The sequence below is a fragment of the Streptomyces sp. P13-3-3 genome, assembly GCF_050571355.1.
Lineage (GTDB): Bacteria > Actinomycetota > Actinomycetes > Streptomycetales > Streptomycetaceae > Streptomyces > Streptomyces althioticus.
Map to the genome: position 1 here is coordinate 3,541,669 of NZ_CP192228.1, position 22,537 is coordinate 3,564,205.

General features: G+C 71.7%; 21 protein-coding genes and 1 pseudogene. 11 read left to right on the forward strand and 11 right to left on the reverse strand.

What is annotated here, in order from left to right; all coding sequences use genetic code 11:
- Window positions 1–2 precede the first annotated feature (2 nt).
- From ACQZOG_RS16210 to ACQZOG_RS16235, 6 genes are all read left to right on the forward strand, one after another.
- Complete coding sequence (locus ACQZOG_RS16210) at window positions 3–800, forward strand: type III pantothenate kinase (RefSeq protein WP_430741580.1); 798 nt, start codon at window positions 3–5, stop codon at window positions 798–800.
- A gap of 452 nt (window positions 801–1,252) precedes the next feature.
- Window positions 1,253–1,858, forward strand: a complete 606-nt coding sequence (locus ACQZOG_RS16215) for a hypothetical protein (protein WP_033274942.1) — start codon at window positions 1,253–1,255, stop codon at window positions 1,856–1,858.
- A 26-nt stretch (window positions 1,859–1,884) separates the two neighbouring features.
- Window positions 1,885–2,058 carry a hypothetical protein gene (locus ACQZOG_RS16220; RefSeq protein ID WP_033274943.1) on the forward strand — a complete coding sequence of 58 codons (174 nt, stop codon included), beginning with the start codon at window positions 1,885–1,887 and terminating at the stop codon, window positions 2,056–2,058.
- 125 nt (window positions 2,059–2,183) lie between these two features.
- Entirely contained in the window at window positions 2,184–2,627 is a 444-nt protein-coding gene (locus ACQZOG_RS16225) for a BlaI/MecI/CopY family transcriptional regulator (RefSeq protein ID WP_078492967.1), read from the forward strand.
- A 9-nt stretch (window positions 2,628–2,636) separates the two neighbouring features.
- Window positions 2,637–3,170 (forward strand): amino-acid N-acetyltransferase, encoded by a 534-nt coding sequence (locus ACQZOG_RS16230; RefSeq protein ID WP_033274945.1) that lies wholly within the window; start codon window positions 2,637–2,639, stop codon window positions 3,168–3,170.
- 212 nt (window positions 3,171–3,382) lie between these two features.
- Complete coding sequence (locus ACQZOG_RS16235) at window positions 3,383–3,718, forward strand: histone-like nucleoid-structuring protein Lsr2 (RefSeq protein WP_033274946.1); 336 nt, start codon at window positions 3,383–3,385, stop codon at window positions 3,716–3,718.
- Here the strand turns inward: ACQZOG_RS16235 and ACQZOG_RS16240 are convergent.
- On the reverse strand, window positions 3,697–4,404 hold the full coding sequence (locus ACQZOG_RS16240; protein WP_430741581.1) for an SCO3374 family protein: 708 nt from the start codon (window positions 4,402–4,404) through the stop codon (window positions 3,697–3,699). The two genes, ACQZOG_RS16235 and ACQZOG_RS16240, sit on opposite strands and share 22 nt — an antisense overlap.
- A gap of 431 nt (window positions 4,405–4,835) precedes the next feature.
- On the opposite strand from ACQZOG_RS16240, the gene ACQZOG_RS16245 reads away from it, so the two are divergent.
- Window positions 4,836–7,361: an ATP-dependent Clp protease ATP-binding subunit gene (locus ACQZOG_RS16245; RefSeq protein WP_033274948.1), complete on the forward strand. Its 2,526-nt coding sequence runs from the start codon at window positions 4,836–4,838 to the stop codon at window positions 7,359–7,361.
- A gap of 76 nt (window positions 7,362–7,437) precedes the next feature.
- Here the strand turns inward: ACQZOG_RS16245 and ACQZOG_RS16250 are convergent, their stop codons facing one another.
- Window positions 7,438–8,091, reverse strand: a complete 654-nt coding sequence (locus ACQZOG_RS16250) for an HAD family acid phosphatase (protein ID WP_261675398.1) — start codon at window positions 8,089–8,091, stop codon at window positions 7,438–7,440.
- Between the two features lie 440 nt (window positions 8,092–8,531).
- On the opposite strand from ACQZOG_RS16250, the gene ACQZOG_RS16255 reads away from it, so the two are divergent.
- Complete coding sequence (locus tag ACQZOG_RS16255; RefSeq protein WP_354793561.1) at window positions 8,532–9,269, forward strand: M23 family metallopeptidase; 738 nt, start codon at window positions 8,532–8,534, stop codon at window positions 9,267–9,269.
- 28 nt (window positions 9,270–9,297) lie between these two features.
- Here the strand turns inward: ACQZOG_RS16255 and ACQZOG_RS16260 are convergent, their stop codons facing one another.
- Entirely contained in the window at window positions 9,298–9,882 is a 585-nt protein-coding gene (locus tag ACQZOG_RS16260) for a TetR/AcrR family transcriptional regulator (RefSeq protein WP_033278019.1), read from the reverse strand.
- 149 nt (window positions 9,883–10,031) lie between these two features.
- Here ACQZOG_RS16260 and ACQZOG_RS16265 point away from each other — a divergent pair, with 149 nt between their 5' ends.
- Window positions 10,032–11,600, forward strand: a complete 1,569-nt coding sequence (locus ACQZOG_RS16265; protein WP_203550372.1) for an MDR family MFS transporter — start codon at window positions 10,032–10,034, stop codon at window positions 11,598–11,600.
- 443 nt (window positions 11,601–12,043) lie between these two features.
- On the opposite strand, the gene cseC is transcribed toward ACQZOG_RS16265, so the two are convergent.
- The 5 genes from cseC to ACQZOG_RS16290 all read right to left on the reverse strand — a co-directional run bounded on the left by cseC (window position 12,044) and on the right by ACQZOG_RS16290 (window position 16,663).
- Entirely contained in the window at window positions 12,044–13,387 is a 1,344-nt protein-coding gene (gene cseC, locus ACQZOG_RS16270) for a two-component system sensor histidine kinase CseC (protein ID WP_033278015.1), read from the reverse strand.
- 8 nt (window positions 13,388–13,395) lie between these two features.
- Complete coding sequence (cseB, locus tag ACQZOG_RS16275) at window positions 13,396–14,094, reverse strand: two-component system response regulator CseB (RefSeq protein ID WP_033278014.1); 699 nt, start codon at window positions 14,092–14,094, stop codon at window positions 13,396–13,398.
- Between the two features lie 161 nt (window positions 14,095–14,255).
- Window positions 14,256–14,906, reverse strand: a complete 651-nt coding sequence (locus tag ACQZOG_RS16280; RefSeq protein ID WP_033278013.1) for a hypothetical protein — start codon at window positions 14,904–14,906, stop codon at window positions 14,256–14,258.
- Window positions 14,894–15,433: a SigE family RNA polymerase sigma factor gene (locus ACQZOG_RS16285; protein WP_006129593.1), complete on the reverse strand. Its 540-nt coding sequence runs from the start codon at window positions 15,431–15,433 to the stop codon at window positions 14,894–14,896. The genes ACQZOG_RS16280 and ACQZOG_RS16285 overlap by 13 nt, the downstream gene beginning before the upstream one ends.
- Before the next feature lie 294 nt (window positions 15,434–15,727).
- Window positions 15,728–16,663: an A/G-specific adenine glycosylase gene (locus tag ACQZOG_RS16290; RefSeq protein WP_037640901.1), complete on the reverse strand. Its 936-nt coding sequence runs from the start codon at window positions 16,661–16,663 to the stop codon at window positions 15,728–15,730.
- An 821-nt stretch (window positions 16,664–17,484) separates the two neighbouring features.
- Here ACQZOG_RS16290 and ACQZOG_RS16295 point away from each other — a divergent pair.
- Window positions 17,485–17,577: pseudogene (locus ACQZOG_RS16295) on the forward strand (DNA-binding response regulator); the annotation flags it as partial.
- Window positions 17,578–17,584: 7 nt separating this feature from the next.
- Here the strand turns inward: ACQZOG_RS16295 and ACQZOG_RS16300 are convergent.
- On the reverse strand, window positions 17,585–18,229 hold the full coding sequence (locus tag ACQZOG_RS16300) for a phosphatase PAP2 family protein (RefSeq protein WP_430741582.1): 645 nt from the start codon (window positions 18,227–18,229) through the stop codon (window positions 17,585–17,587).
- Window positions 18,230–18,403: 174 nt separating this feature from the next.
- Here ACQZOG_RS16300 and ACQZOG_RS16305 point away from each other — a divergent pair, with 174 nt between their 5' ends.
- Window positions 18,404–19,276, forward strand: coding sequence for a hypothetical protein (locus ACQZOG_RS16305; RefSeq protein WP_193454501.1), 873 nt, complete (start codon window positions 18,404–18,406; stop codon window positions 19,274–19,276).
- 93 nt (window positions 19,277–19,369) lie between these two features.
- Here the strand turns inward: ACQZOG_RS16305 and disA are convergent, their stop codons facing one another.
- Together disA and radA are read right to left on the reverse strand one after the other, a co-directional pair.
- The gene (gene disA, locus ACQZOG_RS16310) at window positions 19,370–20,494 is read right to left on the reverse strand and encodes a DNA integrity scanning diadenylate cyclase DisA (RefSeq protein WP_037640905.1); all 1,125 of its coding nucleotides are present in this window, start codon (window positions 20,492–20,494) and stop codon (window positions 19,370–19,372) included.
- A gap of 69 nt (window positions 20,495–20,563) precedes the next feature.
- Window positions 20,564–21,976: a DNA repair protein RadA gene (gene radA / locus ACQZOG_RS16315; protein ID WP_037640906.1), complete on the reverse strand. Its 1,413-nt coding sequence runs from the start codon at window positions 21,974–21,976 to the stop codon at window positions 20,564–20,566.
- Between the last annotated feature and the right edge of the window lie 561 nt (window positions 21,977–22,537).

Sequence of the window (22,537 nt, forward strand, 5' to 3'; positions counted from 1 at the left end):
CCATGCTGCTGACCATCGACGTGGGCAACACGCACACCGTTCTCGGTCTGTTCGACGGCGACGAGATCGTCGAGCACTGGCGCATCTCCACGGACGCGCGGCGCACGGCGGACGAGCTGGCCGTGCTCCTCCAGGGCCTGATGGGCATGCACCCGCTGCTGGGTGAGGAGCTGGGCGACGGCATCGACGGCATCGCGATCTGCGCGACCGTCCCGTCCGTGCTGCACGAACTGCGCGAGGTCACCCGCCGCTACTACGGCGACGTGCCCGCGGTCCTCGTGGAGCCGGGCGTGAAGACGGGCGTGCCGATCCAGTTCGACAACCCCAAGGAGGTCGGCGCCGACCGCATCATCAACGCGGTCGCCGCCAACGAGCTGTACGGCGGCCCGGCGATCGTCGTCGACTTCGGCACGGCGACGACGTTCGACGCGGTCTCCGCGCGCGGGGAGTACGTCGGCGGGGTCATCGCGCCCGGCATCGAGATCTCGGTCGAGGCGCTCGGCGTCAAGGCCGCCCAGCTCCGCAAGATCGAGGTGGCCCGGCCGCGCACGGTGATCGGCAAGAACACGGTCGCGGCGATGCAGTCCGGCATCGTCTACGGCTTCGCCGGCCAGGTCGACGGCGTGGTCGACCGCATGGCGCGGGAACTGGCCGACGACCCGGACGACGTCACGGTCATCGCCACGGGGGGGCTGGCGCCGATGATGCTGGGCGAGGCGACGGTCATCGACGAGCACGAGCCCTGGCTGACGTTGATCGGCCTCCGCCTGGTCTACGAACGCAACGTGTCCCGCATGTAGCGCCGGCCACCGCCCCTGCTGCGGGCAGTCGTGCCGCCTTGCAACGCCGTGTGCGGGTTGTACGTGGCTGGGCGCGCAGTTCCCCGCGCCCCTGAGGGACGCCGCCGCTGCGGGCAGTCGTGCCGCTTGGGGCGGCACGGGTGGGCGCAGCGGCACCCTTGCGACGCCGTGTGCGGGTGGTCGGTGGCTGGTCGCGCAGTTCCCCGCGCCCCTTGAGGGCGTTTCGCCCTAGCTGCGGGCAGTCGTGCCGCTTGGGGCGGCACGGGTGGGCGCAGCGGCACCCTTGCGACGCCGTGTGCAAGTCGTCCGTGGCTGGGCGCGCAGTTCCTCGCGCCCCTTGAGGGTGCCGCAGCTGAGGCCGTCGGCACGGCACCCCCGCCCACCCGGGTGGTGGGCGCGCCACACTGGCGATCTTTGGGTGGATTTGTCTGATTAGCGCGTATCGTCGCAGCATGCCCACGCCCTACGGATCCCGCGGCGGCCTGGCGTTCGGTGCGGAGGAGCTGCGTGTGCTCCGCCGCGCCCTCGCCCTCGCCCTGCACCCCAGCCCGGCCACGGCCGACGACGTCCAGGACTGCCTGCGCCTCGCCGCGTCCCTCGACGAGGCGACGCGCGAGAGTGCCCGGCTGCGCGCCTTCCTGGTGGCAGACCTCGGCCGCTACCGCGCCGCCCTTCCAGGCACCGCCGCCGGCTACCTCGCGCTGCTGGAGGAGGCGCTGGGCGCCGGATACCGGCCCCAGCCGGACGATCTGGCCGCCCTGCGCGCCCTGCGCGGCAACCCCACCGCGGCCGCCCTGCTGCGGCACTGCGAGCGCGTCCGGCTGACCGCCCTGCCCGGCGGCCTGGCCTCCGCGGGCCAGCAGCAGGAGCGCGAGCAGCCGCAGAAGAAGCCCGAGGAGCGGCCCTCGGCTCCGCACCCCGCGCCGAACCCGAGCCCCGAGCCCGCCCCCGCCCCCGGCACCCCCCGCCCGACCCGGCGGCCCGTGCCCACGCCCGGCGAGGTCTTCCCCCGGCGCAAACCCGCCACGCCGCCGGGTCAGCACCTGGCCGCCGGCTGACCCGCCCGCCTGGCTACTCTGGACGCATGGACTACGTCTCCGCGCTCCTGCCCCCGGTCGTCATGGCCGTCTTCTTCATCGGCGTGATCCGCGTCATCGTGAAGACGCAGGGCGGCGCCAACAAGACCAAGGAGGACGCCGCCGTCGACGCGGCCCTCGCCCGGACGGAAGGCTCGCCCGCGGGCAAGACCGACGCCTGACCGGGACCACCCCGGCTCCTCAGGGGCGTACGACTCGCCGTCGTACGCCCCTTTTGTCATGGTTCGCCAGGCATCGCGGGCGTCCGGCACGCCATTGACGGGATCTCCCACTATTGTTCTGAGTTGTGCCTCGCCCATTGGGAGAACTCGAAGACGCGGTCATGACGCGGGTCTGGAAGTGGAACCGCCCGGTGACCGTTCGGGAAGTCCTGGAAGATCTTCAGAAGGAACGGTCCATCGCGTACACCACGGTGATGACCGTTATGGACAATCTCCATCAGAAGGGCTGGGTGCGCCGCGAGTCCGAAGGGCGCGCCTATCGATATGAGGCCGTCTCCACTCGCGCCGCCTACGCCGCCGCCCTCATGAACGAGGCGTGGTCGCGCAGCGACAACGCCGCCGCGGCTCTCGTCGCGTTCTTCGGCATGATGAGCGAGGAACAGCGGCAGGCTCTCCAGGACGCCATGAGGATCGTCCAGCTCCCGCAAACGCCCGAAGCCGACGACGACAACGCCGCTACTCCCGCCGACGAGAACCCCGCCTCTCGTGACGAGCCCGGCGGGCGATAGCGTCCGTCCATGTCAGCAGACAGCCCCGAAGTCACCGCAAATGCCCTCACCGTGCGACGGGCGCGCACCAGCGATGTGCAGGCCGTACGCCGCCTCCTGGACGACTACGTCCGTCAGGGCATCCTGCTCGACAAAGCCACGGTGACGCTTTACGAGGACATCCAGGAGTTCTGGGTCGCGGAACGGGACGACAACGCGGAGGTCGTCGGCTGCGGCGCCCTGCACGTGATGTGGGAAGACCTCGCGGAAGTGCGCACTCTCGCCGTGAAGGCGGGCCTGAAGGGCGCGGGTGTGGGCCACCGCCTGCTGGAGAAGTTGCTGGAGACGGCCCGCTGGCTCGGTGTTCGACGCGTTTTCTGTCTGACCTTCGAAGTGGACTTCTTCGGCAAGCACGGCTTCGTGGAGATCGGTGAGACGCCCGTCGACCGCGATGTGTACGCGGAGTTGCTGCGCTCCTATGACGAGGGCGTCGCGGAGTTCCTGGGTCTCGAACGCGTGAAACCGAACACCTTGGGCAACAGCCGGATGCTTCTGCATCTGTGATCTGTGTCAGGGCCCCTATGCGGGTGCCCTATGTCCGAAACGCGCATGTTTCCGGGGTGTGTGCGGCCGCCTGTCCTCTGCCGGGGGTTTGTGTTTTTACGGCAAAAGCGGTTTGCTTTCCGAGGTACTGCAGTACTGCATATAACAAGGGGCGGCGATACGGCGGACGCCGGCTCACCCCGGCCCTCAAGTTATCGATGAAAGGAAATCCGGTGGCACAGAAGGTTCAGGTCCTTCTTGTCGACGACCTCGACGGCGGCGAGGCGGACGAGACCGTGACGTTCGCGTTGGACGGCAAGACCTACGAGATCGATCTCACCACCGCCAACGCGGAGAAGCTCCGCGGCCTTCTCGACCCTTACGTGAAGGGCGGTCGTCGCACCGGGGGCCGCGCTTCCGGCGGGCGCGGAAAGGCGCGTTCCTCCTCGGGCGGCAGCCAGGACACCGCGGCCATCCGCGCCTGGGCCAAGGAGAACGGCTACGAGGTGAACGACCGCGGCCGCGTCCCCGCGTCCATCCGCGAGGCCTACGAGAAGGCCAACGGCTGACCCACGCCCCGCACGGCGGCGCCCGCACCGGAGCGCCGCAGGCGTACGCGGTGGATCTGCGTCGCCACGGTGCCGACCAGACGCACGAGGTCCGGGGGGCCGTCACCGACCCCTCGCGGGCTCCTCGTTCCCATCGCCGACAGCGTCGGCAGCGAGGCCTCCGTCTCGCGACCCGGCTCGGGGGGCCGCAGCCATACGGCGGCCCCCTGCGGACTGTCCGGGCGTCCGTCACCGGGACGCCCCGCGGCCGTGTGTCCATGCGATGCGTCCGGCCCGGTCCCCGCGGTCCACGGGGCGGGGGCGTCCATGAGGCCGCCCTCGCCGAGCGCCCGCAGGTCGAGACCCAGCCCGCCCCACTCCAGCCACTCCAGCAGGCCCGGCACCTCGTCGGCGCCCCCCGGGGCGATCAGCAGCCCCATCCGGTCGCCCTGAACGGCGACCGGGAAGCCCTCCGCGGCCGTGCCCAGCCGCTCCAGAGCCGCACGGCCCGCCTCCACGGGCACGTCCAGGACGTCGAAGCGCACGCCCACCACCAGCCGCGGCGGAACACCGGGCACCGTGGGCCAGCCCAGGACGTTCTCGTACCAGAGGCGGGTCCGGCCGCCGTGACGCCCCTCGCTCGCCTCGCGGGCGGGCGGGTCCGGCCGGCGGGGCGACGGGAGGGCGACGGAGCGGATACCGGCCATGCCCGGGGCAACGCCCGACGGACCCGCGGGTTACGCTGGGTGCCTGAACGTGTGCGCACGGTGTCGAACAAGGGGGCGCTCGGGGGTGAAGCGGGGCGCAAGGTTGTTCGCCCGTAGCGGAGGGAACCCGTGCACTCGGCATGGACAGTCAGTCGCAGCGGGTAAGACATCCCTAGTGGGAGGGGGCGACACGCAGGGCGGGACGGCTCCCGTTCGCCACGGGCGTACTGGCGAAGGGGGTAACTGCCTGGCCTGCGGGAACATCGTCTCGCACCATCGGGTTGGAGCAGATGTCGGCGTGAGCGGGGTCAGGAGGCCATCGACGGTGTCGGCAGTTGGAATGAGCGGTCCCCGCTTGCGGGACTAAGCTGCGGAAGGACAGGGAGGGGAAGTTCCCCCCACTGCCTGACCGCTCTGAGGAGCGATTAACGATGTTCGAGAGGTTCACCGACCGCGCGCGGCGGGTTGTCGTCCTGGCTCAGGAAGAAGCCCGGATGCTCAACCACAACTACATCGGCACCGAGCACATCCTCCTGGGCCTGATCCACGAGGGTGAGGGTGTCGCCGCCAAGGCCCTTGAGAGCCTCGGGATTTCGCTCGAGGCGGTCCGCCAGCAGGTGGAGGAGATCATCGGGCAGGGCCAGCAGGCCCCGTCGGGTCACATCCCCTTCACCCCCCGTGCCAAGAAGGTCCTGGAGCTGTCGCTCCGCGAGGCCCTTCAGCTGGGCCACAACTACATCGGCACGGAGCACATCCTGCTCGGCCTGATCCGTGAGGGCGAGGGCGTCGCCGCCCAGGTCCTGGTCAAGCTGGGCGCTGATCTGAACCGCGTGCGGCAGCAGGTGATCCAGCTGCTCTCCGGTTACCAGGGCAAGGAGACCGCCACCGCCGGCGGTCCTGCGGAGGGCACGCCTTCCACGTCCCTGGTCCTCGACCAGTTCGGCCGGAACCTCACCCAGGCCGCTCGTGAGTCCAAGCTCGACCCGGTCATCGGGCGCGAGAAGGAGATCGAGCGGGTCATGCAGGTGCTGTCCCGCCGTACCAAGAACAACCCGGTGCTGATCGGTGAGCCCGGCGTCGGCAAGACCGCCGTCGTCGAGGGCCTCGCCCAGGCCATCGTCAAGGGCGAGGTGCCCGAGACCCTCAAGGACAAGCACCTCTACACCCTGGACCTCGGCGCCCTGGTGGCCGGCTCCCGCTACCGCGGTGACTTCGAGGAGCGCCTGAAGAAGGTGCTCAAGGAGATCCGCACCCGCGGCGACATCATCCTGTTCATCGACGAGCTGCACACGCTGGTCGGTGCGGGCGCCGCCGAGGGCGCGATCGACGCGGCGAGCATCCTCAAGCCGATGCTGGCCCGCGGCGAGCTCCAGACCATCGGTGCGACCACGCTGGACGAGTACCGCAAGCACCTGGAGAAGGACGCGGCCCTCGAGCGCCGCTTCCAGCCGATCCAGGTCGCCGAGCCGTCCCTGCCGCACACGATCGAGATCCTCAAGGGCCTGCGCGACCGCTACGAGGCGCACCACCGCGTCTCCATCACGGACGAGGCGCTGGTCCAGGCCGCCACCCTGGCCGACCGCTACATCTCGGACCGCTTCCTGCCGGACAAGGCGATCGACCTGATCGACGAGGCCGGTTCCCGGATGCGCATCCGCCGGATGACCGCGCCGCCGGACCTGCGCGAGTTCGACGAGAAGATCGCCGGCGTCCGCCGCGACAAGGAGTCCGCGATCGACTCGCAGGACTTCGAGAAGGCCGCCTCGCTGCGCGACAAGGAGAAGCAGCTCCTGGCCGCCAAGGCGAAGCGGGAGAAGGAGTGGAAGGCCGGCGACATGGACGTCGTCGCCGAGGTCGACGGCGAGCTGATCGCCGAGGTCCTCGCGACCGCCACCGGCATCCCGGTCTTCAAGCTGACCGAGGAGGAGTCCAGCCGCCTGCTCCGCATGGAGGAGGAGCTGCACAAGCGGGTCATCGGCCAGGACGACGCCGTCAAGGCGCTGTCCAAGGCGATCCGCCGTACGCGCGCCGGTCTGAAGGACCCGAAGCGTCCGGGTGGCTCGTTCATCTTCGCCGGTCCGTCCGGTGTCGGTAAGACGGAGCTGTCCAAGGCTCTCGCCGAGTTCCTCTTCGGCGACGAGGACGCGCTGATCTCCCTCGACATGTCGGAGTTCAGCGAGAAGCACACGGTGTCGCGTCTCTTCGGTTCGCCCCCCGGCTACGTGGGCTACGAGGAGGGCGGCCAGCTGACGGAGAAGGTGCGCCGCAAGCCGTTCTCGGTCGTCCTCTTCGACGAGGTCGAGAAGGCCCACCCGGACATCTTCAACTCGCTGCTGCAGATCCTGGAGGACGGTCGTCTGACCGACTCCCAGGGCCGGGTCGTGGACTTCAAGAACACGGTCATCATCATGACGACCAACCTCGGCACCCGGGACATCTCCAAGGGCTTCAACCTCGGCTTCGCCGCCGCGGGCGACACGAAGACCAACTACGAGCGCATGAAGAACAAGGTCTCGGACGAGCTCAAGCAGCACTTCCGGCCCGAGTTCCTCAACCGCGTCGACGACGTGGTGGTCTTCCCGCAGCTCACGCAGAACGACATCCTGCGGATCGTCGACCTGATGATCGACAAGGTGGACGAGCGTCTGAAGGACCGGGACATGGGCATCGAGCTCTCCCAGTCCGCCAAGGAGCTGCTGTCCAAGAAGGGCTACGACCCCGTGCTGGGCGCCCGGCCGCTGCGCCGGACCATCCAGCGGGAGATCGAGGACTCGCTGTCGGAGAAGATCCTCTTCGGCGAGCTGCGCCCCGGTCACATCGTGGTCGTGGACACCGAGGGCGAGGGCGAGGAGCAGACCTTCACCTTCCGCGGCGAGGAGAAGTCGGCCCTGCCCGACGTCCCGCCGATCGAGCAGGCGGCCGGCGGCGCCGGCCCGAACCTGAGCAAGGACGCGTAAGCGCCCTGCCTCACGGCCTGTGAAAGGGGCCGGCACCCGCGAGGGTGCCGGCCCCTTTTCGTGTGCCCGGGGACCGTCAGGAGAGCCGGCCGTCGTAGTCGGGGAGCTTGAAGGTGCGCTCGGCGTGGCCGCCGGAGAGGTCGGTGGCGCTGTTGCCGATGTTGGCGATGATCGTGTAGCCCTTGCGCTCGATGTCGACGCGCTGCGCGGTCTTGTACTCGGCGACGTTCCGGAAGAGGTCGACGAGATTCCGGACGTACAGGCCGGAGGACTCGTAGCCGGCGTGGTCGAGGTTCCACTCGGTCGGCAGGTAGATGATGCCGGGCCGGGCGGTGACGAAGAACAGGTCGACCCCGCGTTCCTCGGCGTACCGGGCGACCTCCAGGACCGGCTCGTTGGCGGGCTGCGGGAAGCTGAAGCCGAAGTCGGTCTCCAGGGCGGTGTTGTCGATGTCGAGGACGATCGCCTGCTTCTCGCCCGGCCGGGCGTCGGCGATGCGCTGCTTCACATAGGGCAGGGCCTGCTCCATGACGGCCCGGCAGTCGCGCTGCCAGGTGTCGTAGTCGACGTCCGCCGCGAGGGCGGGGGCGGTGGCCGGGAGGGCGGCGGTGGCCGCCGTGGGGGCCGCCGCGGTGGGTGTGGCCTCGGCGGGTGCGGCGAGGGCCACCAGGGCGGTCGCGGAGACGGCGGTCACCGATACGCGGCGCAACCAGGGGCGTCGGCTTCTCATGTCGTGGGGGTCCTCTCACGTCCGTGACGCTGCCAACATGTCGTGTGCATGTTCGTGGGCGAGGGTGACGCGAGGTGAACCGTAGGGTTACCGGGCGGTAGGCGACCAGAGGCCTGCGCCACATTTCTGCACCCGCTTTTTCACTCCGCCGGTGACGTGCCGCACAGGAGCCACGTCACGTACGGCCCGGAATAGTAGTGGGGCATCGAAACTACATCGGGCATTTCGTGCGATAGGGCGCTCGACCGGCTTGAAATGGGGCTTTCAGTCCCTGTGAGCCGCGTCTCAGAGGCCGTGCATATCGGTTGGTGTCTACGAATTTCCGTCGTAGGTCACACCTTTGCGCCATTTCGGGCGAAAGGGTTACCACTGAATGGCCACCACGCCACGGGTCCCGTGAGCCGGTGGTTTCCCTCTGCCCCCTCCCCCATGAGGTTTCGATGTTCGAGCGCGTCACGTCCCGTTTCCCCCGTACGTCCGCCACCCGTACCCGTGCGGCCGTCCTGGCCGCCGGCCTGGGCACCTCGGTCGTCCTGGGAGTCGGGGTCGCGGCCGCCGTCGACAACACGGCCGCGTCCACCACGGCCGGCGCCGTGCAGGCGCAGGCGGCCGCCCAGTCCAAGGCCGCCGAGACGCAGGCGAAGGCCGTCCAGGCGCAGGCCGAGAAGGCCCAGAAGGCCGCCGAGGCGAAGAAGGCCGCCGCCGCCAAGGCCGCGCAGGCCAAGAAGGCGGCGAAGGCCGCGGCCAAGAAGAAGGCCGCCTCCTGGATCGACCCGGTGAAGTCCTACAAGCTGTCGGCGAGCTTCGCGCAGAACGGCGGCATGTGGGCGCACAAGCACTCCGGCCAGGACTACGCGGTCCCGACCGGTACCCCGGTCGTCGCCGCGCACGGCGGCACGGTCGTGAAGGCCGGCGGCAACGGCGCCGGTGACGGCCCCGCGTACGGCAACGCCATCGTGATCAAGCACGGCAACAAGACGTACTCCCAGTACGCCCACCTGTCGTCCGTGAACGTGAAGGTCGGCCAGGTCGTGAAGACCGGCCAGAAGATCGCCTCGTCCGGCAGCACCGGCAACTCCAGCGGTCCCCACCTGCACTTCGAGATCCGCACCACCCCGAACTACGGCTCCGCCGTGGACCCGGCGAAGTTCCTGCGCAACCACGGCGTGACGGTCTGACCCGCGAGGAGCGGGCAGGAGCGACCGCCTAGTCGCCGGCCGTGTGCCGGTGGGCCTGGGTGATCAGATCGACGGCGACCTCGAGGACGGCTTCCCGCCGCTTCCCGGGGTCGCTTTCGACTTCCTGGAGGACGTGCATCCCGGCGTGCAGGGTGAACAGGGCGCTGATGCAGCGCACCTGGTCGACCAGGTCGGCGTCGGGGTCGATGAGGATGTCCCGCAGTCCGAGCATCTTCGTCTTGAACATGTCGCCGATGCTCAGCTCGCGGATCGTCGCCTGGTTCTCCTGCATGAAGCGGAAGAGCGGGGCGGCCTCCATCAGCGCCGCGCTGTAGCGGCGGATGATCTCCTGTTTGGTCTCCAGCGAGTGCGGCTGCCGGCGCCCCCACTCGATCAGGTCCTCGATCGGCCGGGAGAGGTCCTCGAAGATGGAGACGAGGATCTCTTCCTTGGTCTTGAAGTGGTAGTAGAGCGCCGCCTTGGTGACGTCCAGCCGCTCGGCGATCTCGCGCAGCGAGGTCTTCTCGTAGCCCTGCTCGGCGAAGAGGTCGAGTGCGACGTCCTGGATGCGCTGGCGGGTGTCCCCGCGGCGCCGCTGCTTGGTGCCGTCCATGGTGCCGCCCATCTTTCCCCTCGAACCCTCTTGACGAAAACTTACTTGACGACCGGCTAGTTGCGCGAGTAGCTTCGCGTCGAAGTCAACTAGCCGGGCGGCAAGTAAGTAAAGACGGGCCACCGAGGGTGGCCGGGGGAGTGGGATCCATGACGGACACAGTGGCGGCGGGGGCCGCACCGTCGGACGGCGTGAAACAGCCGCGGAGCGTGCGGGTCGTGTTGCTCGCCCTCATGATCGCGATGATGCTCGCGATGCTCGACAACATGATCATCGGTACGGCGATGCCGACGATCGTGGGTGAACTGGGAGGCCTGGAGCACCTCTCCTGGGTGGTCACGGCGTACACGCTGGCCACCGCGGCCTCCACCCCCGTGTGGGGCAAGGTCGGCGACATGTACGGGCGCAAGGGCTCGTTCATCACCTCCATCGTGATCTTCCTGATCGGCTCCGCGCTCAGCGGCATGGCGCAGGACATGGGGCAGCTCATCGCCTTCCGCGCGGTGCAGGGTCTCGGCGCGGGCGGTCTGATGGTCGGCGTCATGGCGATCATCGGCGACCTGATCCCGCCCCGGGAGCGCGGCAAGTACCAGGGCATGATGGCCGCCGTGATGGCCCTCGCGATGATCGGCGGGCCGCTCGTCGGCGGCACCATCACCGACAACTGGGGCTGGCGCTGGGCCTTCTACATCAACCTGCCGCTCGGCGTGATCGCCCTCGCCGCGATCGGCGTGGTGCTGCACCTGCCGAGGAAGCGGTCGCAGGCGGGCATCGACTACCTCGGCGTGGCACTGCTGACCGTCGGCATCACCGCGATCGTGCTGGTCACCACCTGGGGCGGCACCGAGTACGCCTGGACTTCCACGCGGATCATGGAGCTGACCGCCCTCGGCGTCGCGTCCCTGGTCGGCTTCGTCCTCTGGCAGACCCGGGCCGCCGAGCCGGTGGTGCCGCTGCACATCTTCCGCAGCCGCAACTTCACGCTGATGTCGGTCATCGGCTTCATCGTGGGCTTCGTGATGTTCGGCGCGACGCTCTTCCTGCCGCTGTACCAGCAGTCCGTGCAGGGCGCCTCGGCGACCAACTCCGGTCTGCTGCTCCTGCCGATGCTCGGCGCGATGCTGGTCACCTCGATGGTCGCCGGCCGGGTGACCACCAACACCGGCCGCTACAAGATCTTCCCGGTGGTCGGCAGTGTGCTGCTGGTCGTCGGCCTGTACCTGCTGTCGACGATGGACACCGGGACCTCCCGCCTCACCTCCGGCGTCTTCATGGCCGTGGTCGGCCTCGGCATGGGCTGCCTGATGCAGATCACCATGCTGGTCGCGCAGAACAGCGTGGAGCTGAAGGACATGGGCGTGGCGTCCTCCACGACCACCCTGTTCCGCACCCTCGGCTCGTCCTTCGGCGTCGCGGTGATGGGCGCGCTGTTCAACCACCGCGTCCAGGACGTCATGGCGGAACGCGCGGGCGCGCTGGGCTCCAAGGTGACCGAGCAGTCCGCCCAGCTCGACGCGGCGAGCCTGGCGAAGCTGCCGGAAGCCGCCCGCGAGGCGTACCAGCACGCGGTCTCCTCCGGCACGCACGGCGCGTTCCTGCTCGGCGCGGTCGTCGCCGTGCTGTCGCTGGCGGCTGCGGTCTTGGTCAGGGAGGTCCCACTGAAGGGCGCGGGGCCGCAACGGGAGGACGCTCCCGTCGCGGAGCCGGAGACGGTCTGAGACGCGGGGAGCTCCCGGGGCGCCCGCGCGCCCCGGACCCCGCAGCGGGAGGGCGTCCGCGTCGGTCTGAGACACCTGGGTTCCCGGGCGCCTCGTCCCCGGTAACCCGCAGCCGGGAGGGAGTGCCTTCGCGCGGTGTCCGCGTCGGTCTGAGACACGGCGGTTCCGCCCCCGGCCCCGCAGTCGGGGGCGGGAACGCCTTCGCGGCGGTGCCCGCGTCGGCCTGGTGGGCATCGGAGACCTCCGAGGCTCCCGTGCCCCGGCCCCGCAGTCGGGACGCGTGAAGGTCTGGGACACCGGGGCCTCCCGAGGGACTCACGCGTGCGGGCCCGCAGCGGGGGACGTCTCCCGAGTCGGAACCCGAGCCAGGGTCCGAGACGCGGGGAGCTCCCGGGGCGCCCGCGCGCTGTCGCAGGGGCTTCCGGGGACCCGGAAGCCCCTTCTCACTGGCCCAGGACCGGATAGCTCCCCGTGTTCGTCGGGGCGTGTTCCGGGAGCCACAGGACGGCCGCGGCGCCCTCGGGGGGTGTGTCGTGCGGGGCGCCCGGCGGGCGGACGTTGCGGAAGGTCAGGCGGGCGCCCAGGACGCGGGCCTGGCCGGCCGCGATGGTCAGGCCCAGGCCGTGGCCCCGGCCCGCCCGGTCCGCGCTGCCGGTGCGGAAGCGGCTCGGCCCCTCGGCGAGCAGCTCCTCCGGGAAGCCTGGCCCGTGGTCGCGGACCCGGACGACACGGCCCTCCACGGTGACCTCGACGGGCGGAGCCCCGTGCCGTGCCGCGTTGGCGAGCAGGTTGAACAGCACCCGCTCCAGCCGGCGGGGGTCGGTGGTGACCTCCGACTCGTGGACCACCCGCACGACCGCGTCCGGGTCCTTCGCCGCGACCCGGCGGGCGACGAACTCGCCGAGCAGGATGTCCTGCAGCTCGGCCCGTTCGGAGGCGCTGTCGAGCCGGGCGACCTCCAGGACGTCCTCGACGAGGGTGCGCATCGCCCGCGCCCGGTCCTGCACCAGCTCCGTGGGCCGACCGGGCGGCAGCAGCTCCGCCGCGGTGAGCAGGCCGGTCACCGGGGTGCGCAGCTCGTGGGCGATGTCGGCGGTCACCCGGCGCTCCGCCTCCAGCCGCTGCCGCAGCGCGTCCGCCATGGCGTCGACCGCGCTGGCCAGGTCGTCGGTCTCGTCCCGCACCACCCCGCCGATGGCGTCCCGTACCCGTACGCCCGTCTCGCCCCCCGCGACCCGGTTGGCCGCCGTGGCCGCCTTGCGCAGTCGCCGGGACAGGTGCCCGCCGATGAGCACGCCGAGCGCGCAGCCGCCGATCACGGTCGCGACGGAGCCGATCCACAGGGCCTGGTCGAGGTCCTTGAGGATGTCCGAGCTGCGGTCGGTGAAGCCGGAGTGCAGCGACATCACGTGCCCGTTCTTCAGCGGCACCGCCGCCCAGATGTCCGGCGCTCCGCCCCGGTCGGCGACGTACGTGGCGCGGCGGCCCTCCTCGACCTTGGCGCGCAGCTCCGCCGGCAGCTGCGGGTCGTCGATCTTGGTGTTGGGGAAGTTCAGCCGCCCGGACAGCTCGTAGTTCCGCTGGGCGATCATGATGCGCTCGTCGGCCAGGTCGCGCGCGTTGTCCAGCATCGACACCCGGGCCGCGTTGTGCACGACCAGGCTGAGCGCGACCGCCACCAGCGCGCCGACCAGCGCGATGGCCGCGCTGAGCTTCCATCTCAGGCCCGCGCCGATGTTGGCCTGCCGTACGAACGCCGTCACCAGGCGCCGGAGGTGTCCCCGCATCCGCCCGCTCAGGCCTTCAGCTTGTAGCCGAAGCCGCGGACCGTCTCGATCCGGTCCTGGCCGATCTTCGCGCGCAGCCGCTGCACATGGACGTCGACCACCCGGGTGTCACCGCCCCACCCGTACTCCCACACCCGCTCCAGCAGTTTGTCGCGGCTGAGGACGGTGCCCGGCGCCGCGGAGAACTCCAGCAGCAGCCGCATCTCGGTCGGGGTGAGCGCGACCGGCCGGCCGGCCTTGCGCACCTCCATGCCCTCGGTGTCGATCTCCAGCTCGCCGAAGGCCAGCACCGGCCCGCCGTCCGCGTCGTCCTGCCCGCCGCCCGCGCCGCCCGCCCGCTCGAAGCGGCGCAGCACCGCGCGGATCCGGGCGACCAGGACCGCGCCGTCGAACGGCTTGGTCACGTAGTCGTCGGCGCCCGCCTCCAGGCCCAGCACCACGTCGATGGCGTCGGCCCGTGCCGACAGCATGATCACCGGCACGGTCGACTCGTCCCGTATCCGCCGGCACAGGCTGACGCCGTCCAGTCCGGGCACCATGACGTCGAGGAGCGCGATGTCCGGCCGGTCGGCCCGGAACGCCTCCAGACCCGACAGCCCGTCGGGCATCGCGGTGACCGCGAAGCCGTCCCGCTCCAGCGTGAGCTGGGTGGCCTCTCGGATGACGTCGTCGTCCTCGACGAACAGGACATGGGTCTGGTCTGCCATCCCGCTGCTCTCAGTTCTCGTGTGGTCCCGGACCGGGCGTGCCCCCGCACCCGCCCCGTCCTCGTGTCTGTGGCCCACTCCACGGGACGCACCGGCCGCGCGACGGGTTCACCCGTTCATCGTGCGAGGGACCGCCGGCGGTTCCCGCTGTGAGCCGTGTCTCAGCCCTCCGGCGCGGGTGTCGGCGCCGCGCCGGCGACCGGCCCGTACTCGTTGTGCGTGCGGTACTTCTCGTCGAACCGGCCCGAGAGCCAGCGGTACGTGATCACGACCTCGCCGGACGGGCTCGACACCGGGTCGCCGCGGTCGTAGACCTGCTTGGTCACCACCAGGTCCCCCCGGTCGATCTCGGCGTAGACCGGCGGCTCCTCCGCGCTGAACACGTTGACGTAGCCGTCGCCCTGGTGCCGGTACACGTACGCGCCGACACCGACCGCGTCGCCGCAGGTCAGCACGTTGACGACGACGTCGTCGCGGGCCTCGCCCGTGAGGTTGCCGTAGCTGACGTCCACCGGGTACTCGTCGGCCACGCAGGGCTTCAGCTCCCGCTTCACCTCGGCCGACACGGCCGGGTCCCCCTTGATCAGCCGCACCGCGTCCACCCGGGCGGGCGTCGGCGACGACGCGGTGGCGGGAGCGGCCGGGCCCGCCCCGGCGTCCACCCGCGCCGGGCCCTCGTCCCGGGCGCCGGTGCCGCTCGCGCCGCACCCGGTCCCGAACAGCACGACGGCGGCGAGCACGGCCGTCGCCGTACTCGCCGTCCGGGCGGTGGACCGGGCCCGTTCGGGCCCCGCGCCGGTCAGGCCGCGCAACGCTCCCGCTCCTCACGCTCCAGCGCGCGTGCGTCCGACTCGCGGGACTCCAGCTCCTCGCGGAGCCGGGCCAGCGCCCGGTGCAGCGTGCTCTTGACCGTTCCGGCCGACATGCCGAGTGCGGCGGCCGTCTCGTCCGTGGACATCTGCTCCCAGTGTCGCAGCACCACGACGCTGCGCTGCTTCGGGGCGAGGACCTTCAGCACGTCCATCAGCAGGGCGCGGTCCGCGTACTGCTCGGTGGCGTCCTCCACGCGCGACTCGGGGAGCTGCTCGGTGGGCACCTCCTCCAGCTTGCGCGCCCGCCACCACTCCGTCCGCGTGTTGATCATGACGCGGCGCAGGTAGGCGTCGGCCAGCCGCTTGTCCTCGATGGTCTCCCAGCGGCCGTACGTGCGCACCAGCGCGGTCTGCAGCAGGTCCTGCGCCTCGACGGGATCCGGGACCAGACGCCGGGCGCTGCGCAGCAGCGCGTCCTGCCGGGTGCGGACGTACTCCTCGAACTCGAGCACCTCTCCCTGCGCCATGGTGTACCGCCTTCCGGTCCCCGTTCCGGCCCGCCCCCGCGGGCCGGCCGTACCGCTCGTGTTCCGTCTCGTGTGCTCCGGTCGAGCACGCGATCGAAACTACGGAGGCGTTGTCACGGCACTGTGCGGAGCACCCTGCGAGCAGCCCTCGGGTGTCCGTCGGTTGTGTAACGGAGGGACGAACGGGACGAAGCGGCGAGGCGTTCGGTACGGATATGCGGCGGTACGCCCGTCGTGCGTGATGCGACGGGCGTGAACCGTGTGACGGGCGAGGGCCCGGGTGAGGACCCGGACTCAGCTCAGCGGCAGCCGGTACAGGCCGCCCGGCATCGGCTCCACCAGGCCGTCCGACACCAGCCCGTCCAGCGCGCGGGCCCGCTGCACCGGCTCGTGCCACACCCGGTCCAGCGCCGCCTGCGGCACCGGCCCGTGGGCCTCCCGCAGCACCGCGAGGAGCCGGCCGCGCACCTGGCGGTCGGTGCCCGCGTACGTCTGTCCGCGGCGCGGCGGCCCGTCGTGCGCGGGCTTGCCCGCCAGCCGCCAGGCGCACTGCGCGGCGATCGGGCAGCGGTGGCACGCCTCGTTCTTCGCCGTGCACACCAGCGCGCCCAGTTCCATGGAGGCGGCGGCCCACCGGGCGGCCGTGGCCGCGTCCTCCGGCAGCAGCGCGCGGGCGAGCCGGCGCTCGGCGGCGGTGGTGGCGTTCGGCGGGTACTGCGTGCCGCTGACCGCGCGGGCGAACACCCGGCGGACGTTGGTGTCCAGCACCGCGTGCCGCTGCCCGTAGGCGAACGACGCCACGGCCGCGGCGGTGTACTCGCCGATGCCGGGCAGCGCCAGCAGCTGGGCGTGGTCGGACGGTACGTCGCCGCCGTGTCGTTCCGTTATGGCCACGGCGGCTCCGTGCAGCCGCAGGGCGCGGCGCGGGTAGCCGAGCCGGCCCCAGGCGCGGACGGCCTCGCCGGGCGCCTCGGCGGCGAGGTCGGCGGGGCGCGGCCATCGGGCCATCCACTGCTCGTAGACGGGCAGCACCCGGTTGACCGGGGTCTGCTGCAGCATGAACTCACTGACCATCACCCCCCACGCGCCGGCCTCAGGGCGCCGCCACGGAAGGTCCCGGGCGTGCTCGTCGAACCAGTCGATGACGGGGGAGTGCAGCGGCTCACCGGGAGCGCGCTCGGACACGGAATCGGCGGCGGTGCCGTACGGGGGCTTCGTGGGAGCAGTCATGACCCGTCGATCCTGCCACGCCGGGCCGCGCGGACGGCCGAGCGCCACGGGGAAGGGGCGTTCGTTCCCCGAGCGGGGCGGGTGCGTGCGTCCGCACGGGGGAGGAGGGGGCGGCTCCGCATGCCGGGCCCTCCCGGAGGGTGACACCGGCCCTGATGATCGGCGGGGGCGGGCACCCGGCGGCCGCCGCGCGCCGCCTGTTCTGGGCGGGGCTTGTCCTCCCGGGTGTGTGCGCTGCCTGGCCCGGGCTGCACGAGCCGCGCCTCCTGCGGCAGCAGACGGCCGGGGCGGGGGTGCTCGCCGCCGCGCCCTCGCCGCGTGTCCCTGACGGCCGCGGTGTGCCTGGCCGGCGCGCCCGCCGAACCATCGGGGCGTGCCCGCACGGGGGCGGGTACCGGGTGCGAGCGCACGTCCCCGAGCGGGCGGGCGGGCTGTCGGCGCCGTCCCGTGCGCCCTCCGCGCCCTTCACCCGCGCCGTGGTCGCGGCGGCGGCCGGCTGGTCCGCGTACACCGAGCCGCACGCGAACCACCACCGGTTCTGCTTCGACGACCATGGCGGCCTGGTTCGCCGTCGGACAGCAGGGCCCGGATCATCGCCTGAATTCCTGGCGGAGGCCGTCACCGACGGGGGCGAGACCGTCGAAACTGGCAAGCGCGCACTGTTCCGACGTGGCCCTGCTCGACGTCCGCATGCCCGTCTGGACGGGGCTCGCCCGGCCTGTGAGGCCGTCCGCACCATCCCGGCTCGTGCTCCGAACACGCCTACATCACACGGGCGTTGACGGTCGGTGCGCTGCCCTGTTGCCCAGGCCGCGCCGTACACGTACGTGAGCGCGGTCCTGGACGGGCTCGGTGTGCGCAATCGTGTACAGGCGGCGATCGTCGCGTACGAGGCGGGTGTCGTGGGCAGGTGACGGGCGGTCAGGGGCGGCGGTGGGAGGTGTGGGGGATAGCGGTGGCCTGTGGGCCGGGGCCGGTGATCCACCGTGCCACAGGTGCCGTTGAGCCGCGCACCGTGGTTGCGAGCCGTGTGGCGGGCCCTGTGGCCAGGGCCACGACGGTCAGCGCGACGGCGGCGCCGAGCAGCAGGCCCGCGGCCACGTCGTGCGGATAGTGCACGCCCACGAACACCCGTGAGAACGCCGCGAGTAGAGCCAGCGGGACGGTCAGCCGGACAAGGGTGCGACGCACCAGGACGAGCGTCGCGGCGGAGGCGCCCGCGATGGTGGCGTGGTTGCTCGGGAAGGACCAGTCGCCGTACGGCGGGCACTCCGCCAGCGAGGGGGCGGCGCCGGCCACCGCACGGCACGGACGTTCCTCCGCCACCACGGACTTGAGGATTTCGCTGCAGACGTACGCCACAGCCGTGGCCAGGGGTGCAAGGGCCGCGATCGCGAACGCTCGGGTGTCGGAGCGCCGTGCGCGCCACCAGCCGAGGGCGAACAGCGCGACGAACACGAGGAGTCCGGCCTCCGTCCCGATCTCGGCCGTGTGCCGCAGCCACGCCGGGGCGTCGTGCGCGTGGTCGGTGATGTCGCGGTAGAGCCCGCTGTCCACGAAGTCCATGGTCACCGACCGTAAGGGAACGGCCGGAACGGTCACATCGAGCGATCGTCAGGTGTCGTACCTGACGGAAGACAAGGGTGGGCGGCCGGTAACCGGGATGATGATCCGGAAAAGTTGCGCGCTGAGCGGCGGGTGGGACAAGCGAACGCCCGGATCTCTCGTACAGTTTGCGCCGTGGGATCTCTGCGCAATCCGGTCGGGCCGCTTCCCTCCTCCATCTACTGGCGTCGGAGGGCCGTACTGCTGTCCATGCTCGCCCTGTTGGCGTTGTTGATCACCTGGGTCGTGGTCTCCGCCGGAGGCAACGGCAAGGGCTCGGACAACGGGGCCAACGGCAAGAATCCCGCGCCCTCCACCATCACGCCGGGGCCGTCCGGTTCGGGTCCCGCGATCAGTCAGGCACCGGGTGGGCGGGACGAGGCCGGGGACGGCGGGTCGGAGGGGGCCGGGGACGGTTCCGGTGACTCCGGGGGTTCGTCCGGCTCCGACGGCGAGGGCGGTGACTCCGACCCCGCGGATTCCGCGGGTGCCGGGGGCGCGGACGGACCGGGCGGCGGCGGCAGCGCCGGCGGCGGGTCCGAAGGCGGTACGTCGGCCGGGGTCGGCGCGGGGGACGCGCTGCCGGCCGGAACCGGGTCCGGACTGCCCAACTGCTCGGCGAACGCGGTCCGTTTCAGTCTGCGGAGTGAGCGCAACACGTACGGGCCGGGGGAGACTCCGACGTTCCTGCTGACGGCGCGGAACACCTCGGGGGCGGACTGCAAGATCGATCTCGGTCCTGAGCGGACCGTTCTGACGGTGTCGCAGGCGACGGACGACGACACGTTCTGGGCGTCGGACGACTGCCCCGGGGAAGCGCGGAGTCTGGCCTTCCGGGTGCCGGCGGGAGACAGCATCACGTACACCGTGAAGTGGGACCGTAAGCCGAGTGCGGCGTCGTGTGCGACGCCGAAGGCTGGGGCGGCGAAGCCGGGGACGTATCTGGTCGAGGCGAAGGCACCCGGGTTCGAGAAGGTGCGGACGTCCTTCGTGCTGAAGGCCGACTGACGTCGTTTTCCTGAGTCGCCTTCGGCTGCGGGCCGGTGGGGGCTTGGCGCGCAGTTCCCCGCGCCCCTTCGGGGGCGCTTCTTCGCCGGTGTTTTACACGTAGCGTTCGAGGATGCTGCTTTCCGCCAGGCGGGAGAGGCCCTCGCGGACGCTGCGGGCGCGGGCCTCGCCGACGCCGTCCACCGTCTGGAGGTCGTCCACGCTCGCGGCGAGCAGCTTCTGCAGGCCGCCGAAGTGCTCCACCAGACGGTCGATGATCGCGCCGGGCAGGCGCGGGACCTTCGCCAGCAGGCGGAAGCCGCGCGGCGACACCGCCGAGTCGAGGGTTTCCGGGGAACCGGTGTACCCCAGCGCCCGCGCCACCGTCGGCAGCTCCAGCAGTTCCGCGTGCGTCAGCGCGTCCAGCTCGTGCAGCGCCTCGTCGACCGTGCGGGAGCGCTTCGCGGTCGGCTCGGGGACGTAGTCCCGTACGACCAGTTCGCGCTCGGGCTCCACGCCCGCGATCAACTCGTCGAGCTGGAGGGCGAGAAGGCGGCCGTCGGTGCCCAGTTCGACCACGTATTCGGCGATTTCGGTGGCGATGCGGCGCACCATTTCCAGCCGCTGCGCGACCGCGGAGACGTCCCGGACCGTCACCAGGTCCTCGATCTCCAGCGCGGACAGCGTGCCCGCGACCTCGTCGAGGCGGAGCTTGTACCGCTCCAGGGTGGCCAGCGCCTGGTTGGCGCGGGACAGGATCGCCGCCGAGTCCTCAAGGACGCGGCGCTGCCCGTCGACGTACAGGGCGATCAGCCGCATCGACTGGGAGACGGAGACCACGGGGAAACCGACCTGCTTGGAGACGCGGTCGGCGGTGCGGTGCCGGGTGCCGGTCTCCTCCGTGGGGATCGTCGGGTCCGGGACCAGCTGCACGCCGGCCCGCAGGATCTTCGACAGGTCCGAGGACAGCACGATGCCGCCGTCCAGCTTGCACAGCTCCCGCAGCCGGGTCGCGGTGAACTCCACGTCCAGCACGAAGCCGCCGCTGCACAGCGTCTCGACGGTCTTGTCCGAGCCGAGCACGATGAGCCCGCCCGTGTTGCCGCGGAGCACGCGCTCCAGGCCGTCACGCAGGGCGGTACCGGGCGCCACGGCGCTCAGCGAGGCGCGCATCAGGCCATCGGAACCGGCACTCCCACCGGACTTTCCGGGAGCTGCTGCCCGGTCGTTGGCTGCCACTGCACTCCTCCGGTCGCAGGTTCTGGGCGCCCCCGCGCTTCGTACGGACGGGCGAGACCTGGGCAAAGTCTACCGGCGGTCCTCCTGCTCCCGTGGGGCCTCTCGCCGACGGGAGCGGGGAAGGACCCGCAGCGCGTCCCCTATGTCCGCCACTTCCAGTACCTTCATGCCCGCCGGGACCTTGCCCGGATCGCCCGGCACCAGGGCGTGCGTGAAGCCGAGGCGGTGCGCCTCGGCGAGCCTGCGCTGCACGCCCGTGACGCGTCTCACCTCGCCCGCGAGGCCCACCTCGCCGATCGCGACGAGGTTCTTCGGCAGCGGGGTGTCGCTCGCGGCCGACGCCAGGGCGAGCGCGACGGCCAGGTCCGCGGCCGGCTCGGAGAGCTTCACCCCGCCGACCGTCGCGGAGTAGATGTCCCTTTTGCCCAAGGCGCTGATCCGGCCGCGCTGTTCCAGCACGGCCAGCATCATCGAGACGCGGGAGGTCTCCAGGCCGGAGGTGGTGCGGCGGGGGGAGGGGATCTGCGAGTCCACGGTGAGCGCCTGCACCTCGGCGACCAGCGGGCGGCGGCCCTCCAGGGTGACGGTCAGACAGGTGCCCGGGACCGGTTCGTCACGACGGGTCAGGAAAAGTCCGCTCGGGTCCGCGAGGCCCGTGATGCCCTCGTCGTGCAGTTCGAAGCAGCCGACCTCGTCGGTCGTGCCGTAGCGGTTCTTGACGCCGCGGACCAGGCGCAGGCGGGCGTGCCGGTCGCCCTCGAAGTGCAGCACCACGTCCACCAGGTGCTCCAGCAGGCGGGGGCCCGCGATGGCGCCGTCCTTGGTGACATGGCCCACGAGCAGCGTGGACATCCCGCGCTCCTTGGACGCCCGGATGAGGGCGCCCGCGACCTCGCGCACCTGCGCCATGCCGCCCGGGGCGCCGTCGATCTCGGGGGACGCCACCGTCTGCACCGAGTCCAGGATCAGCAGCGACGGCTTCACCGCGTCCAAGTGGCCGAGCACGGCGGACAGATCCGTCTCGGCGGCGAGGTAGAGGTGGTCGTCGATGGCGTGGATGCGGTCGGCGCGCAGCCGGACCTGACTCGCCGACTCCTCACCCGTGACGTAGAGGGTGCGGTGCTCGTCGCTCGCGGACTTGGCGGCGACGTCCAGCAGCAGCGTGGACTTGCCGACGCCCGGCTCGCCCGCGACCAGCACCACGGCGCCGGGCACAAGACCGCCGCCGAGCACCCGGTCCAGCTCGGGCACGCCCGTGGAGCGGGCGGTGGCCTGCTTGCCGTCGACCTGCCCGATGGGCAGCGCGGACGTGGTGACCCGGCCCGGCGCGGTCGTCCGCACGGCGGGCGCCGCACCGTACTCCTCGACCGTCCCCCAGGCCTGGCACTCGGGACACCGCCCGAGCCACTTGGCCGTCTGCCATCCGCACTCGGTGCAGCGGTAGGACGGACGGTCCTTGGAGGTCTTGGTACGGGCAGCCATGCCCAAAAGGTAACGGCCCCCTCTGACACCGGGGGCCCGCCCCCGGCCCGGAAGGGCCGCGTGGCCACGCCGACCCGCCGGGCGCACCGCCGCCCGCGATGGCCGGCCCTCGGCCCGGCGGGCCGCCCCGACACCTCGACGGCGAGGGACGCCCGCCCTCGTGCGGGCCGCGGTGCGCGGCCCCCGTGAGCGGCGCACGGCCGGGCGCATCGGTTCTGCCGTGTGCGCCGACGGGCCCGGTCCGCCCGGGTGCCGAGGAGCCGGGGCGCCCAAGCGCCCGCAGTGCCGGCAAGCCCCCTTCCGCCGTGCGGGCGCGGTCCACCCGGTGCCGGTGGCCGCGCAGGGGAGGCCCAGCGGCCCGCAGCGGCTGAAGCCCCTTCCGCCGTGTGGCCGCGGTCCGCCCGGGTGCCGGGGAGGCCGGGGCGGGAAGCCCCGGCGGGGCTCAGGGGGCGCCCGCGGCCACGACGTAGCGCGCCTGCGTCCACGGCGTAGCGCGCCCGCGTCGTGGCCGCTCACGCGGCGGGGAAAGGTTCCTGTCCCCGGATTGAGGGATCGTTTCAC